14 protein-coding genes are annotated in these 14,742 nt (G+C 64.9%); 2 read left to right on the forward strand and 12 right to left on the reverse strand.

The annotated features are described in order from the left end of the window. From ACILRN_RS10445 to ACILRN_RS10455, 3 genes are all read right to left on the reverse strand, one after another. Positions 1-939: divergent polysaccharide deacetylase family protein (locus ACILRN_RS10445; RefSeq protein ID WP_395688040.1), on the reverse strand; the 939-nt coding region annotated here is incomplete at its 3' end. A 121-nt stretch (positions 940-1,060) separates the two neighbouring features. Continuing rightward, positions 1,061-2,410, reverse strand: coding sequence for a S41 family peptidase (locus ACILRN_RS10450; protein WP_395688042.1), 1,350 nt, complete (start codon positions 2,408-2,410; stop codon positions 1,061-1,063). After that, a complete protein-coding gene (locus ACILRN_RS10455) occupies positions 2,407-3,639 on the reverse strand; it encodes a murein hydrolase activator EnvC family protein (protein ID WP_395688044.1) in 1,233 nt (410 codons plus the stop codon). The genes ACILRN_RS10450 and ACILRN_RS10455 overlap by 4 nt, the downstream gene beginning before the upstream one ends. A gap of 200 nt (positions 3,640-3,839) precedes the next feature. Between ACILRN_RS10455 and ACILRN_RS10460 the strand changes: the two genes are divergently transcribed. Beyond that, on the forward strand, positions 3,840-6,338 hold the full coding sequence (locus ACILRN_RS10460) for an arylsulfatase (protein ID WP_395688066.1): 2,499 nt from the start codon (positions 3,840-3,842) through the stop codon (positions 6,336-6,338). A 109-nt stretch (positions 6,339-6,447) separates the two neighbouring features. Continuing rightward, a complete protein-coding gene (locus tag ACILRN_RS10465) occupies positions 6,448-7,173 on the forward strand; it encodes a hypothetical protein (RefSeq protein WP_395688046.1) in 726 nt (241 codons plus the stop codon). 38 nt (positions 7,174-7,211) lie between these two features. Here ACILRN_RS10465 and rlmH read toward each other — a convergent pair whose 3' ends face one another. From rlmH to ACILRN_RS10510, 9 genes are all read right to left on the reverse strand, one after another. Further along, positions 7,212-7,694 carry a 23S rRNA (pseudouridine(1915)-N(3))-methyltransferase RlmH gene (gene rlmH, locus ACILRN_RS10470; protein WP_395688048.1) on the reverse strand — a complete coding sequence of 161 codons (483 nt, stop codon included), beginning with the start codon at positions 7,692-7,694 and terminating at the stop codon, positions 7,212-7,214. A 4-nt stretch (positions 7,695-7,698) separates the two neighbouring features. Then, a complete protein-coding gene (gene rsfS / locus ACILRN_RS10475; RefSeq protein WP_395688050.1) occupies positions 7,699-8,031 on the reverse strand; it encodes a ribosome silencing factor in 333 nt (110 codons plus the stop codon). A 310-nt stretch (positions 8,032-8,341) separates the two neighbouring features. Next, complete coding sequence (locus ACILRN_RS10480; RefSeq protein WP_395688052.1) at positions 8,342-8,965, reverse strand: nicotinate-nucleotide adenylyltransferase; 624 nt, start codon at positions 8,963-8,965, stop codon at positions 8,342-8,344. Then, positions 8,962-10,233: a glutamate-5-semialdehyde dehydrogenase gene (locus ACILRN_RS10485; RefSeq protein ID WP_395688054.1), complete on the reverse strand. Its 1,272-nt coding sequence runs from the start codon at positions 10,231-10,233 to the stop codon at positions 8,962-8,964. Before ACILRN_RS10485 ends, ACILRN_RS10480 begins: the two co-directional genes overlap by 4 nt. Continuing rightward, positions 10,230-11,357 (reverse strand): glutamate 5-kinase, encoded by a 1,128-nt coding sequence (proB, locus tag ACILRN_RS10490; protein ID WP_395688056.1) that lies wholly within the window; start codon positions 11,355-11,357, stop codon positions 10,230-10,232. Before proB ends, ACILRN_RS10485 begins: the two co-directional genes overlap by 4 nt. Further along, complete coding sequence (obgE, locus tag ACILRN_RS10495) at positions 11,354-12,400, reverse strand: GTPase ObgE (RefSeq protein WP_395688058.1); 1,047 nt, start codon at positions 12,398-12,400, stop codon at positions 11,354-11,356. The genes proB and obgE overlap by 4 nt, the downstream gene beginning before the upstream one ends. A 161-nt stretch (positions 12,401-12,561) precedes the next feature. After that, positions 12,562-12,828, reverse strand: a complete 267-nt coding sequence (gene rpmA, locus ACILRN_RS10500; protein ID WP_395688060.1) for a 50S ribosomal protein L27 — start codon at positions 12,826-12,828, stop codon at positions 12,562-12,564. Positions 12,829-12,856: 28 nt separating this feature from the next. Then, on the reverse strand, positions 12,857-13,168 hold the full coding sequence (gene rplU / locus ACILRN_RS10505; protein WP_395688062.1) for a 50S ribosomal protein L21: 312 nt from the start codon (positions 13,166-13,168) through the stop codon (positions 12,857-12,859). Positions 13,169-13,369: 201 nt separating this feature from the next. Next, positions 13,370-14,742: methylmalonyl-CoA mutase family protein (locus tag ACILRN_RS10510; protein ID WP_395688064.1), on the reverse strand; the 1,373-nt coding region annotated here is incomplete at its 5' end.

A 14,742-nucleotide genomic window follows, 5' to 3' on the forward strand; every position in this document is an offset into this window, starting at 1 on the left:
GGTGGGGTTGCCGGTGCCAGTCTCGAGATAGACGAGGCCGCGGCCTTTCAGTTCCTTCAGGACTGGCCGCAAGGCGTCCTCGGCCACCAGCAGCCGCGCGCCCATGTAGTTGACGATGCCGGAGTAGCCTGCAAACCGGCTCATATGCCATTTGAGCGCAGTGAGATTGTCGGCCGCGGTGGCGTCGATCGTCAGTGTCTTGGGGCCGGGATTGGTGCCGGGGTAGCCGACCGGCTCCATCGGCACCTGCAGCAGCACTTCGTGGCCGCGCGCGCGCGCCTTGTTCACCTGGCTCTGCAGGTCCTCGCCATAGGGTGCAAAGCCCAGTGTGACGTCGCCCGGCAACTGGTCGATGGCCCTGCGAGTGAGTTTCTGGTTGAGGCCCATGCCCCCCAGCACCAGTGCGATCTTGGGCCGGCCCGACTGCAGCACGGCCATCGGCGTGATCTGCGAATAGGCCTCGAACGGTGTTTTCCCGCGCGTTGAAATGCGTGGCAGGGGGCCCTCGCCGGTCTTCTCCGTCACGGCCTCGATGGGGGCCTTCTTCAGTGGCCGGTTGGGCGCCACGATGATGCTGGCTTCCTGCTGGTAGGCGGGCTCCTCACGCGGCGCGGCCTCTTCCACGGGCAGGATCTCCGCCGCGCTCTCGTCGATCACGTCTTCGGGGCCTTGTGCGGCTGCCTCCTCGTCAGCTGGCGGTGCGGCATCAGCGGCGGGTGTCGTCGATGACGTGACGAACTCCGTCACGCCCGGGATCTTCATCACGATCACGGGTTCACCCGCAAACGGCCGCGGTATCCGCACAAGCCAGATCCCGCCACCCACGAACGAGATCAGCAGCGTGGCTGCGGTGAAAGTGAACAGGCTTGGCCGCTTGGCCCACAGCCGCTGCCAGAGGCTTCGCGGCTTGAGGGGGCGCCGGAATTCGTCACGGGGCATGGCTTGTGAACACCGGGATCAGCATGATTCGCGTTCCGGTGACTTTCAGGGCAGAAGTGTTAACGCCCTGTTAACCTTAAATCGAAAGTTGCCGATTGGATCCTGGCGGGTGCCGGATGCCTCAATTGGCAGCCGGCGCCTCCGCGGCAGCGCCGTCCTTCGGCTTCTCGTCTTTCGGCTTGACGTTGCTCACCACCTTCACGCCATGCAGGAGGTCGATCGCCGCCTTCAATTGCATGTCCTTGGTCTTGTCTTCCGGCACATAGGCCGACGACCCGCCACCTTCCTCGCCTCCGGCCTCGTTGCTCAGGTGGCCCCTGAGCCCCGCTTCGCCCTCGGTCGAGACATCCTTGCCCTTGAGCTCAGGTGGAAGCTCCTGCTCGATCACGATGTCGGCATCGATCCCCTTGGCCTGGATGGAGCGCCCGGCTGGCGTGTAGTAGCGCGCGGTGGTCAGGCGCAGCGCGCCCTCGCCGCCCAGCGGAATGATGGTCTGCACCGAACCCTTGCCGAAGCTCCGTGTACCGATGAGTGTGGCCCGCTTGTGGTCCTGCAGCGCGCCGGCCACGATCTCCGAGGCCGAGGCCGAGCCGCCATTGATGAGAATCACCACGGGCTTGCCATCGGCAAGATCGCCCTTGGTTGCGTTGAAGCGCTGTGTCTCGTCGGCGTGGCGGCCGCGGGTTGACACGATCTCGCCCTTCTCGAGGAAGCTGTCCGACACCGAGATCGCCATGTCGAGCAGGCCGCCGGGATCGTTGCGCAGGTCGATGATGTAGCCTTTCAGCTTGTCGCCGAGCTCGGTGCGGAAATGCGCCATCGCCTTTTCCAGGCCTTCCTGCGTCTGCTCGGTGAAGGACGAGATGCGGATATAGCCGATGTCGCCGCTCTCGACCGAGTATTTGACGGACTGCACGCGGATGCGGTCGCGCGTCAGCGTCTGTTCGAAGGGTTCCTTGCCCTGGCGCTGGATGGTCAGCTTGATCTCCGTGCCCACCTTGCCGCGCATCTTGTCGACGGCGTCATTGAGCGTCATGCCCTGCACCTCGGCGCCGTCGATCTTGACGATCAGGTCGTTGGCCTGCAATCCGGCGCGCGAGGCGGGCGTGTCGTCGATCGGCGAGACCACCTTGATCAGGCCGTTTTCCATGGTCACCTCGATGCCCAGTCCGCCAAACTCGCCGCGGGTCTGCACGCTCATGTCCTGGAATTGCTTCTTGTTCATGTAGCTCGAATGCGGGTCGAGCGAGGCGAGCATGCCGTTGATCGCTGCCTCGATCATCTTCTGCTCGTCCGGATCTTCGACATAGTCGGCGCGCACGCGGTCGAAGACATCGCCGAACAGGTTCAATTGCTTGTAGGTCTCGGCATTCGATGCGGCGCCAGCATCGTCGAAGGCGTGCCACAACAGCGAGGCGGATACCGCCCCCGCCAGCACCAGGCCGAAGTTCTGCAACCGGTTCGTCTTCATCCGCGCGCCTCTTTCATACCGCCAGCCCACCAGGGGCCTGAATCGATGGCATCCGTGCCACTTCTGAATTCAATATATAGCACCGGCCTGCCGTCTGTTGCCACTTCACCGAAAAGTGTGACCGAAGCGGGGCCAAAACCCATTTCTCCAACCGGCTCACCGGCCCGGAGGTAGTCTCCCACAGCTGCCGTCAACCTGTCCATCCCCGCGAGCAGCACCCGGTAGCCACCGCCGGGATTGAGGATGACCATCTGCCCGTAGGACCGGAACGGCCCCGCGAACTCCACCTTGCCGCTGGCCGGCGCCGTCACCTGGGCCCCGGGCAGCGTGGCGATCATCACCCCCTGCATTTCCCGGCCCAGCCCGTCCGGGTCGCCGAACTGGCGCAACACTTCGCCGCGGGCGGGCAGGGGCAGCCGGCCTCTTGCATCAGCAAAGGCAATCTCCGGCTGCCTGAGCAACTCTTCCTGCCGCTCCCGCTCCTTTTCGGTCGCCGAGGTCGCCGCTGCAGTTTTCTGCTGCTCCTCCGCCAGTCGCGCGAGCAGCTGCCGCAGCGACTTTGCCTTTCTGGCCAGCGCCGCAGTGCGTTCGCGCTCGGCTGCCAGGGCCGCATTGCCGGCGTTCACCAGGGCGCGCTTTTGCTCCACCAGCAGGGCCAGGTCGGTCCGCTTGCCATCCAGCCGCACGATCGCCTGCGCCACCTCCTTGCGGCGTCTTGCGATGTCTGCCTCAAGCTGCGTCAGCCGGTCCAGCCGCGCGTTCAGGGCCTGGGCCTCTGCCTGCAGTTCGGGGGCGATGGTGCCCAGAAGCATGGCGCCGCGCAGCGCGGCAAGAATGTCGTCGGGCTTCACCACCAGGGCTGGCGGCGGGTTCTGTTCCAGTTGCTGCAGTCCGGCCAGCAGTTCGGAGAGCACGTCCTGGGTTTCACCGAGTTCGGCCAGCACCGTGGTGCGCTCGCGTTGCAGGGTCTCGACGTCGGCTTCGCTGTCGCCCACCGCCGCCTCCTGCGCCTGCACCTCGGCGGCGACGGCTGCCAGCTTGCGGGCGATCTCGTCCTCGGCGGCGATGGCTGCGGCAATGTCCCCGGCGATGCGCGCCTCGGCAGCCTTGCTGCCCTGGATCTGCTGCTCGAGGGTCTCGAGTTGCTGGGTCTCCTGGGCCCGCGCTGGTTGGCAGGCGGCGGCCAGGCCCAGCAGTGGCAGGGCGGTTATGACAATGAAACGCCGCATGGATCCTTCGGCATGGCGGAAGCAAAGCGTAGCGACTGGTTTGCCCGAGTGGCCATTTACAATCCGTTAATCATGCATCCGGCGGGCCTTGCACCACCCTGTATGGTTCTATGGTTGTATAACGGACTTTGCAGGTGTATAACAATCCGGGGATCGGTCACGAAGCGGCAATCACCTCTTGCGCAGGGGAGCGCGTGATGATGTCCCGTCTCGTCCGTCTTTCCATTCTGCTTGCCGGTGCCAGTCTCGTGCTGGGCACGGCCGCGTCCGCCCAGCAGATCACCGGCACGCCCGGGTCTCCGGGCGCAACCCTGTCGATCAGCGGCGAGCAACTTCCCGCCCCTGCGCCAGCCTTCGGTGGCGTGATCAAGGAAAACGCCCTCCAGTCCAAGCCATGGTGGGCGCCCCGCATCGTGCCGCCCAAGGGTGCGCCAAACGTGCTGCTCATCATGACGGACGACTCCGGCTACGGTGTGCCATCCACCTTCGGCGGGGTGATCCCGACACCGGCGCTGGACCGGGTGGCGGCAAACGGCTTGCGCTACACCCAGATGCATTCGACCGCGCTGTGCTCTCCCACCCGGGCTGCGCTGATCACCGGGCGCAACCATCACTCGGCAGGCTTCGGCGTCATCTCGGAGCAAGCGACCGGCTTTCCCGGCTACAACTCGATCATCGGCAAGGACAAGGCCACGATCGGCCGCCTCCTGAAGGACAACGGCTATGCCACCTCCTGGTTCGGCAAAAATCATAATACGCCGGCCTTCCAGGCAAGCCAGGCCGGGCCTTTCGATCAGTGGCCGGTTGGTATGGGCTTTGAATATTTCTATGGCTTTGTGGGTGGCGACACCAGCCAGTGGCAGCCCAATCTGTTCCGCAACACCACGCAGATCTATCCATTTGAAGGCAAGCCGGGCTGGAACCTGACCACCGCCATGGCGGATGACGCCATCAGCTATATGAACCAGCTGAACCAGATCGATCCCGGCAAGCCGTTCCTTATCCATTACGCGCCGGGTGGTACCCATGCGCCCCATCATCCAACGCAGGAATGGGTGGACAAGATCCATGCCATGCACCTCTTCGATGACGGCTACGAGAAGCTCCGTGAGCGGATCTTTTCCAATCAGAAAAGGCTTGGCGTGATCCCACAGGACGCCGGGCTTTCGCCCTGGCCCTCGGACATGCTGAAGCCGTGGGACCAGACGACCGACGAAGAGAAGAAGCTGTTCATCCGCCAGGTCGAGGTTTTCGCCGCCTATGCCGCTTATACCGATCATGAGATCGGCCGGGTCATCCAGGCCGTGGAGGACATGGGCAAGCTCGACAACACGCTGATCATCTACATCAACGGCGACAATGGAACGAGTGCTGAGGGCGGGCCGCTCGGCACGCCCAATGAGGTTGCCTTCTTCAACGGCCTCAACAAGTTGCCTGTCGATGTGCAGATGAGGTGGTTCGACGTCTGGGGTACTGACCAGACCTACAACCACATGTCAGCGGCCTGGTCCTGGGCCTTCGACACGCCATTCAGCTGGTTCAAGCAGGTCGCCTCGCATCTGGGTGGAGTCAGGCAGGGCATGGCCGTGTCCTGGCCAGGCCATATCTCCGATCCCGGTGGCATCCGCACCCAGTTCATGCATGTGATCGACGTGGTGCCAACCATCCTTGAGGCTACTGGCATCCGCGCGCCTGATGTTGTCGATGGCATCAAGCAGGCGCCGATCGAGGGCATCAGCTTCGCCTATACCTTTGACGCCAGGAACGCCGATGCGCCTTCGCGCCGCACGACGCAATACTTCGAGATGTTCGGCGATCACGCCATCTATCAGGATGGCTGGATGCTCAGCACCGAGGTGAAGCGCGCGCCGTGGGAAGCCTTCGGGCCCGCCAATCCGGATCCGCTCAACAACGTCACCTGGGAACTCTTCAATCTCAAGGAGGACTACTCGCAGGTGAGGGACATCGCTGCGCAACACCCGGAGAAAGTCGAAGAGCTCAGGACGGTGTTCCTGCAGGAGGCCCGGAAGTACAACGTCTTGCCGCTTGATGCCTCGGTGGCATCGCGCATCGTGGCGCCGCGGCCCAACATCACCGCGGGCCGCTCCGAGTTCGTCTATGCAGTGCCAATGGTTGGCCTGCCGCAGGGCGACTCGCCACTGTTGCTCAACACCTCCTACACCATCACCGCGGAGATCGACGTGCCCGAAGGCGGGGCGGAGGGCATGATCCTCACCTCTGGCGGGCGCTTTGGCGGCTATGGCTTCTATCTCCTCAAGGGCAAGCCCGTATGGACCTGGAACCTGGTCAACCTGAAGCGCATCAGATGGGAGGGCCTCCGGCCGCTTGCGCCTGGCAGGCACTCTGTCGTCTTTGACTTCACATATGATGGCGCAGGCCCGGAGACACTCGCCTTCAACAATTTCGAAGGTGTGGGCCGGTCCGGCACCGGCACGCTGTCGGTCGATGGCAAGGTTGTCGCCACCCAGCCCATGGAGCAAACGCTTCCGATGATCCTGCAGTGGGACGAGAGCTTTGATATTGGCTCTGACACGCTCACAGGTGTTGATGACAACGACTACCAGCCGCCCTTTCCCCTCACCGCCAGGCTGAACCGTCTCACCGTCAGGCTGGATCGCCCGTCCTTGAGTGAGGCAGACCGGAAGAGGCTGCAGGACGCCATGCAAAGGAAAGACTGAGGCTCATGCACAAGCGTCTTGACGGCGACGTTTCATCTGGCAAAGGACTTGGGCGCTCGGAAACAAGAACCTGAGCCCGCCGTCAAATCGACAAGTTCGGAGAAAGACAATGATTGCTCGTAGAACGCTTCTGGCCAGCCTCGCGGCAGGCATCGCAGCCCTGGCACTCACCGGCTGCCAGATTGACACCCGCACACCGATCCGCGTGTCTGAAATCCTGTCGGTTGCCCAGTCCGGCGCCCCGGTTCCGGTCAGTGCCGCCATCACTGGCCAGTTCGTGACCGAGCCCTGGTGCAAGGACGAGGGCACCATGGCGGTTGAAACCATTTCGACGCCGAATGTCCCGTTGCAGCTCACCGGCTGCGCAGCGGCTGGCAATGGCGCGGCTGGCACCTTCCAGCTCGCCACCAATCTGATCCGTACCGACGGTGGCCAGAGCGATGACGTGATCCTCACCAATGTGCTCGAGGGCGACACCGCGCGCTTTGCCGTGTTCCCGCATGGCAAGCACAAGGATCTGCTGTCGGTTGGCCTGTTCCTCAACCTGCCGCAGCTGCAGGCCGCACAACAGAAGTTGCTGGCCATGCCGGTGTTCAAGCGCGGTGGTTACGACGGCACCACCAATTTCAGCTTCACCATCGACATCCTGAACGACACCGACAAGCCGGCGAAATTCTATCTCGCTGATGTGAGTGCAGGCGGCGACCTGCCGTCGGACGAGGCGATCCTCACCATTCCGCCCGGTGGCCAGGATACGGTGACACTCGATGCCCAGACGCAGGCCAAGCTCGGCACAACGGGCTGGGTCAACTTCATGTCGATGATGACCAAGTAGGCAGTCCAGGAGGCGGCTCCCGGTGTCTCCGGGGGCCGTCACGCCCGGTGATAGGGGTGCCCGGCCAGAATGGTGATGGCGCGATAGAGCTGCTCCAGCAGCATCACCCGCACCAGGCGGTGCGGCCAGGTCATCGGTCCGAAGCTCAAAGTCAAATCCGCCGCCTCGCGCAGCTCTGCTGCGTGCCCGTCAGGCCCGCCAATCAGAAAAGCCATGTCGCCGGTGCCGTCATTCAGTTGCCGGCGCAGCACGTCTGCAAAGGCCTGGCTGGCCAGTGCCTTGCCGCGCTCGTCCAGCACGACGCGAAAGCTGCGCGGCGGCAGAGCCGAGGCGATCAGCCGCGCCTCGTCCGTCATGCGCGCGGTGGCAGTTGCGGCTTGCGATTCATTGAAGTCGGTCACGGTGATCTTGGAAATGCCAAGGCCGCGGCCAAGGCCCTGCGCACGGGTCAGGTAGTCTTCGGCGAGGCTCTTTTCGGGGCCCGGCTTCAAGCGTCCGGCCGCGATGATGGCCAGCCGCAAGGTGTCAGATCGCCTGCGGGCTGGCTGGCGCGTTTGCCGACCACAGCTTCTCGAGATTGTAGAAGCTTCGCACCTCGGGCCGGAAGATGTGCACCACCACGTCGCCCGCATCCACCAGCACCCAGTCGCACTGCGGCATGCCTTCGATGCGCAGGTCGCGGAAGCCTTTCTCCTTGAGCTTCTGGACAAGCTGGTCGGCAATCGCGCCCACATGCCGGTTGGAGCGGCCGGAGGCCACCACCATGGCATCCGCCACCGCCGCCTTGGCCTCCAGCGGGATTGTCACCACCTGCTCGGCCTTGGCATCGTCGAGCTGGGCGAGAATGTAATCGAGCACGCCCGCCGGCTTTGCTGCCTTGGTCGTCTTGCCGCGTGGCTTGCGCGGCTTGCTGGCTTTGGCCTGAGGAGCAAGAAGCTCGGCCGGAATGTCCGGCAGGGGTTCCTTGGGCTTGCCTGCCGGGGCTGGCGTTGCACGCTTGGTAGTGGTGCCCGGCTTTGCGCGCTTGGCGGCAGTGCGTGGCTTTGCCGCGCCCTTTCGGGCAGCGGTCGTCTGTGCTGGTGCTTTCAGGGGTCTGATCCTTGGTTCCGCAATCGGTTATGCATCGGCGGCGCGTTGCGTGCCTCGTGATGGAACGACGCATCTCAAGCTAGAGTGTTCGCGCACCTTGTTCAAGAGGCTGGCGGCCCTGGCGGATGGCGGTTGAGCTTTCCGGCCGGAGCGGCATCGGAATGAAGCACCAGGCGGGTGGCGCAAGGCTGGCCAGGAGCGGGGCAAGTTCGCTTGGCACCTGGGCTTCCGAAAATCGTGTGGCCGCGGGTCCGCCCAGGGCGCGCAGCGAATAGCCCGGCCGCGCCAGAACGGCCATCGGCAGGCTTCTGGCAATCTCCAGCCAGTCATGCCAGCGGTGCAGATTGGCGAAACTGTCCGCCCCCATGATCCACACGAAGTCACCGCGTCGCAGCAGCGGTGCGAGGCCGCGCAGCGTGTCAGCCGTCGTGCGCGCGCCCATCTGCTGCTCGATGTCGGTCACCACAAAGCGCGGATGGCGCGCCACCTGCCGCGTGACAGCGAGGCGCGCGGCATATTCGCCAGTCTCGGCGGGGTCCTTGAGCGGGTTCTGCGGCGAAACCAGCCACCACACCCAATCGAGTTCCAGCCGTTTCAGGGCGTAGAGCGCAACCCTGTAATGGCCGTAATGCGCCGGGTTGAAGGAGCCGCCGAACAGCCCGATGCGCTGGCCTTCACCGAAGACGGGCGGCTTCAGGATCATGGCCGGATCTGCCCCGCGCCCCGCACCTGATATTTGAAGGTGGTGAGCTGCTCAACGCCAACCGGGCCCCTGGCGTGCAGCTTGCCGGTGGCGATCCCGATCTCCGCGCCGAAGCCGAATTCGCCGCCGTCGGCAAACTGCGTCGAGGCATTGTGCAGCACGATGGCGCTGTCCACCTCGTTGAGGAAGCGCTCGGCGGTGGCTGTGTCCTCGGTGATGATCGACTCGGTGTGCTGCGAGCCGTGGCGGGCGATATGCGCCATCGCCTCCCCGACGCCGTCAACCAGCTTCATCGCCACGATGGCGTCGAGATATTCCGTGCCCCAGTCAGCCTCCGTGGCGGCGATCACGCGCGTGTCCGCCGCCTGGACTGCCTGATCGCCGCGCACCGCGCAGCCCGCGTCGATCAGTGTGCTGACGATGGGCTTCAGCAGCCGCTCCGCCCCTGCCTTGTCGATCAGGATCGTCTCGGCCGCGCCGCACACGCCGGTGCGCCGCATCTTGGCGTTCAGCACGACCTTGCGTGCCATCTCGATGTCTGCCGCCTTGTCGACATAGACATGGCAGATGCCTTCGAGGTGGCTGAACACCGGCACCCGCGCATCCTGCTGCACGCGGGCCACCAGGCTCTTGCCGCCGCGCGGCACGATCAGGTCAATCGTGCCGTCAAGACCGTCCAGCATCATGCCGACGCAGGCGCGGTCGGCGGTTGGCACCATCTGGATCGCGGTGCGCGGCAGCCCCGCCGCATCGAGGCCACGCTGCAGGCAGGCGATGATCGCGGCGGAAGAATGAAACCCGTCCGAGCCGCCCCGCAGGATCGCGGCATTGCCGGACTTGAGGCACAGGCCCCCCGCATCGGCCGTCACATTGGGCCGCGATTCATAGACGATGCCGATGACGCCGATCGGCACCCGCACGCGTGAAAACACAAGTCCGTTGGGCCTGGTCCACTTGGCGATCACCTCGCCAACGGGATCGGGGAGTGCGGCGATGTCCTCCAGCCCCTTCGCCATGTCTTCCACACGGGCGTCGTTCAGCGTCAGCCGGTCGATGAAGCTGGCCTTGAGGTTCTTGCCTTGTGCCGCTTCAAGATCGCGCCGGTTCTCCGACAGGATGTCGGCGGCCGACCGGCGGATCTTTGCCGCCATCGCGGTGAGCGCCTCGTTCTTCTGCGCCGCCGGGGCGAGCGCCAGCAGCCTTGCTGCCGCGCGGGCGGCGCGGCCCAGTGTCAGCATCAGGTCCTGGTTCGAAACTTCGGTAGTCATGCACGCTCTCCGCCCATCAGCACCATGTCATCGCGGTGCACCAGCTCGTCACGCCCCCGGAAGCCCAGTGCCGTCTCGATCTCGGAAGACTTGAGCCCCAGAATGCGCGTCGCGTCCGTGGCGTCATAGGCCACCAGCCCGCGGGCGATCTCGCGGCCCGCCGCGGTGACGATCGACACCGTGTCGCCGCGCGCGAAGGCGCCTTGCACTGTCTTGACGCCCGCTGGCAGCAGGCTCTTGCCCTTGGCCAGCGCGGTGGCTGCACCCTCGTCCACCACCAGCCGGCCGATCGGCTGCAAGGTTCCGGCGATCCAGCGCTTGCGCGATTGCAATGCCGAGGCGCTGGCCAGAAACCAGGTGCAGCGCTTGCCCTCGAGGATGCGCCGCAGGGGGTGCATCTCATGGCCCGAGGCGATCACCATGTTGCAGCCAGCCCCCAGCGCGATCTTCGCCGCCTCGATCTTGGTGATCATCCCGCCGGAGCCTACGCCCGACACCGGCTTTCCCGCCATCGCCTCGATCTCCGGCGTGATCTCGTCGACCTGCGGCAGGAAGGTTGCGCCCTCCTGGTCCGGCGGCGCGGTGTAAAGCCCGTCGATGTCAGAGAGCAGCACCAGGCAATCCGCCGACATCATCGAAGCGACGCGCGCCGCCAGCCGGTCATTGTCGCCATAGCGGATTTCGCTGGTTGCCACCGTGTCGTTCTCGTTGATCACCGGCACCGCGCCCTGTTCCAGAAGCGTTGCCAGCGTGGCGCGGGCGTTGAGATAGCGCCGCCGCTCCTCGGTGTCGGTCAGCGTCACCAGCACCTGCGCCGCCACCATGTTCCGCGTACGGAGTGCTTCTGTCCAGGCCTGTGCCAGCGCGATCTGGCCCACGGCGGCTGCCGCCTGTTTCTGCTCGAGCCGCAGATTGCCGCGCGGCAGGCCCAGCGTGCGGCGGCCAAGCGCGATGGCACCCGAGGAGACGATGATGATCTCGGCGCCCCTCACCCTTGCATCCGCGAGGTCGTCGATCAGCGAAGAGAGCCACGACGCCTTGATCGCGCCGGTCTTGCCGTCGACAAGCAACGCCGATCCGATCTTCACCACGATGCGCCTTGCTGCATCAAGGCGCGAGGTCACGGCCGCCACTCCTCGGTGGTGACGCCCGGCGCGTCGGCGGCGCGGCCCGCCCTCCGGCTGGCATCGATCACCTCGAGCAGCTTCTTCATGGCTTCCGGCACGCCCACGGTGGTGGCGCCGGACATCAACAGCGGCGTCTTGCGCACCCGCCGCTTGAACTCCTTCAGCTTGTCTTCGATTGCCTCGGCGGAGAGCAGATCGGTCTTGTTGAAGGCGATCACCTCCGGCTTGGCGGCGAGTTCTGGCGAATAGGCCTTGAGCTCCTTGCGGATCACCCGGTAGGCCGCCACCGGGTCCTCCGCCGTCACATCGATCAGATGCAGCAGCACCGCGCAGCGTTCGACATGGCCCAGAAACCGCGTGCCCAGCCCGTGGCCTTCATGCGCCCCTTCGATCAGGCCCGGAATGTCGGCCAGCACGAAGCTCTGACTTCCCACCCGTACCACACCAAGCTGCGGGTGCAGCGTGGTGAAAGGGTAATCCGCGATCTTCGGCTTGGCCGCCGAGACCGCGGCGAGCAGTGTTGATTTTCCGGCATTGGGCAGGCCCAGCAATCCGGCATCGGCGATCAGCTTCAGGCGCAGCCATATCCAGCGCTCCTCGCCCGGCTGGCCGGGGTTGGCATGGCGCGGCGCGCGGTTGGTGGAGGACTTGAAATGGGCATTGCCGAAGCCGCCATTGCCGCCCTTGGCGATGCGGAACCTGTCGCCCACTTTCGCCAGGTCGGCGATCAGGGTTTCATTGTCCTCTTCGAAAATCTGCGTTCCCGCCGGCACCTTCAGCACCACGTCGTCGGAATTGGCGCCAGCGCGCAACCGCCCCATGCCATGGCCGCCGGTCGCCGCCTTGAAATGCTGCTGGTAGCGGTAGTCGATCAGCGTGTTGAGGCCATCGACCGCCTCCACCCACACATCGCCGCCCTTGCCGCCATCGCCGCCGTCGGGCCCGCCCATCTCGATGAATTTCTCGCGCCGGAACGAGACCGAGCCCGCCCCGCCATCGCCGGATCGTATATAAACCTTTGCCTGGTCGAGAAATTTCATGATCGCGCCTTGTAAACCCAGTCATGCCCTGCGGCCAGAGCAAAAACCGTGTGCGGATGTCCCAAATGAAAAGCGGAAAGGTGGAAGGCCACCTTTCCGCTCTGGTCTTTCTTTTGTGCCGGATCGGTGGATCCGGCGGCTGATGTTCTGGAGCCCGCCGGTTACTCCGCAGCCACGGCTGGGATCACCGACACGGTCTGCCGGTCGCCCTTGCTGCGGCGGAAGTTCACCACGCCTTGCACGGTGGCGAAGATGGTGTGGTCGCGGCCCATGCCGACGCCGGTGCCGGGGTGCACCTTGGTGCCGCGCTGGCGCACGATGATGTTGCCGGCCACGACGGTCTCGCCGCCGAAGGCCTTGACGCCGAGACGGCGGCCTGCCGTATCGCGCCCGTTGCGGGATGAGCCGCCTGCTTTCTTATGTGCCATGGGGTGTTCTCCTGGTGTCTTTCAGCGCTCAGGCGCGGATTTCGCGGATGGTCACCGAGGTCAGGTCCTGACGGTGGCCGTTGCGGCGGCGGTAGTGCTTGCGCCGCCGCTTCTTGAAGATGATGACGTGGGGGCCGCGGTCCTGCGAGGCGATTTCCGCCACCACGCTGGCGCCGGCCACATGCGGCGCGCCAACGTTCACGGAGCCGTTGCCAGCCACCATCAGCACTTCGGTGAACTTGACCTCGTCGCCGGGGTTGCCCTCGAGCTTCTCGATCTGGATCTTGTCGCCGGCCGCAACGCGGTATTGCTTGCCGCCGGTCTTGATGACTGCGTACATTCTCGTTGTCCTTCTTCTGCCGCGCCCTTTGGCGGCACCGGAAAACCCATGGTCCGGTGCGCTTTAACAGTCTGATTTATCAGACAAAATCGGGTTGCCGGAGGCAGCGCATTCAGCGCGATGGGCAAGGCCCTTGCCGCGCAGAGTGCAGGAAATAGGCGAAAGGGGCTTGCGAGTCAAGGTGATGGGGGCGGCCTGTCACTACGCCGCCTCTTCTCCCGCCGTCTTCTCGATCAGCCCGATCAGGTCGCTCACGATGCGGTTCATGTCGAAGTCCTTGGGCGTATAGACCGCTGCCACGCCCAGCTGTTTCAGCACGTTGATGTCGTCAGGCGGAATGATGCCGCCCGCCACCACCGGCACATGGCCGAGGCCGGCGCCGCGCAGTCTTTGCATCACCTCGCGGATCAGCGGCACGTGGCTTCCCGACAGGATCGACAGGCCAAGCACATGCACCTGTCTTTCCTGCACGGTTTTCACCAGCTGCTCGGGCGTCACGCGGATGCCGTCATAGATGACCTCGAGCCCCGTGTCGGCCGCGCGCACGGCGATCTGTTCGGCGCCGTTGGAATGTCCGTCGAGGCCCGGCTTGCCGATCAGCAGGCGTGGTGTCTCGCCCATCTGCTCGGCCAGCCGCTGCACGCGGGCGCGCAATGGCCCCAGCGTTTCGTCCGCCTCGCTGCGCATGACCAGCGCAACGCCGGTGGGCGCACGATATTCACCGAAGATCTCGCGCAGGGTTGCGCCCCATTCGCCGGTCGTTACGCCCGCTCTGGCGCAGGCAATTGACGGTTCCATCACATTGCGGCCCTCGCTGGCGGCGCGCGAGAGTTCCGCCAGCGCCGCTGCCGCGGCCTTGCCGTCGCGCGCGGCGCGCCAGGCCTTCAGCCGTTCGACCTGCTCGTATTCGACGTCATCCTTCACCGTCATGATGGCGTCTGCGCCCGCTGCAAGCGGCGAAGCTTCGCTGGTGGTGAAGATGTTGACGCCGACGATTTTCGTCTCGCCCGTCTCGATGGCATTGAGACGGGCGGTGTTGCTCTCCACGAGGCGCTGCTTCATGTAGGCGATCACGGCTTCGCTGCCGCCACCGCCCATGGCCATGACGCGGGCAAGCTCGGCGCGCGCCTCCTGCTTCAGCGCTTCCACCTTGCGCGTGATCTCGGCTGAACCGTCAAAGATGTCGCCATAGTCGAGCAGGTCCGTTTCATAGGCCACGATCTGCTGCATGCGCAGCGACCACTGCTGGTCCCATGGCCGCGGCAGGCCAAGGGCCTCGTTCCAGGCCGGCAGCTGCACGGCGCGGGCGCGGGCATTCTTCGACAGCACCACCGCCAGCATTTCCAGCAGAATGCGATAGACGTTGTTTTCCGGCTGCTGCTCGGTGAGGCCCAGTGAATTGACCTGCACGCCATAGCGGAAGCGGCGGTGCTTTTCCTCCGCGATGCCATAGCGTTCGCGGCCGATCTCGTCCCACAATTCGGTGAAGGCGCGCATCTTGCAGAGTTCTGTGATGAAACGGATTCCCGCATTGACGAAGAAGGAGATGCGCGCAAACACCTCCGGAAAATCCT

Origin of the sequence: Aestuariivirga sp., from assembly GCF_044238155.1 — a bacterium.
Lineage (GTDB): Bacteria > Pseudomonadota > Alphaproteobacteria > Rhizobiales > Aestuariivirgaceae > Aestuariivirga.

Excerpts from the sequence above, each read along its gene's own strand:
- ACILRN_RS10450 (WP_395688042.1), bottom strand. The coding sequence starts at position 2,410 with ATGAAGACGAACCGGTTGCAGAACTTCGGCCTGGTGCTGGCGGGGGCG.
- ACILRN_RS10455 (WP_395688044.1), bottom strand. The coding sequence starts at position 3,639 with ATGCGGCGTTTCATTGTCATAACCGCCCTGCCACTGCTGGGCCTGGCC.
- ACILRN_RS10460 (WP_395688066.1), top strand. The coding sequence starts at position 3,840 with ATGTCCCGTCTCGTCCGTCTTTCCATTCTGCTTGCCGGTGCCAGTCTC.
- ACILRN_RS10465 (WP_395688046.1), top strand. The coding sequence starts at position 6,448 with ATGATTGCTCGTAGAACGCTTCTGGCCAGCCTCGCGGCAGGCATCGCA.
- ACILRN_RS10480 (WP_395688052.1), bottom strand. The coding sequence starts at position 8,965 with ATGATCCTGAAGCCGCCCGTCTTCGGTGAAGGCCAGCGCATCGGGCTG.
- ACILRN_RS10485 (WP_395688054.1), bottom strand. The coding sequence starts at position 10,233 with ATGACTACCGAAGTTTCGAACCAGGACCTGATGCTGACACTGGGCCGC.
- obgE (WP_395688058.1), bottom strand. The coding sequence starts at position 12,400 with ATGAAATTTCTCGACCAGGCAAAGGTTTATATACGATCCGGCGATGGC.
- rpmA (WP_395688060.1), bottom strand. The coding sequence starts at position 12,828 with ATGGCACATAAGAAAGCAGGCGGCTCATCCCGCAACGGGCGCGATACG.
- rplU (WP_395688062.1), bottom strand. The coding sequence starts at position 13,168 with ATGTACGCAGTCATCAAGACCGGCGGCAAGCAATACCGCGTTGCGGCC.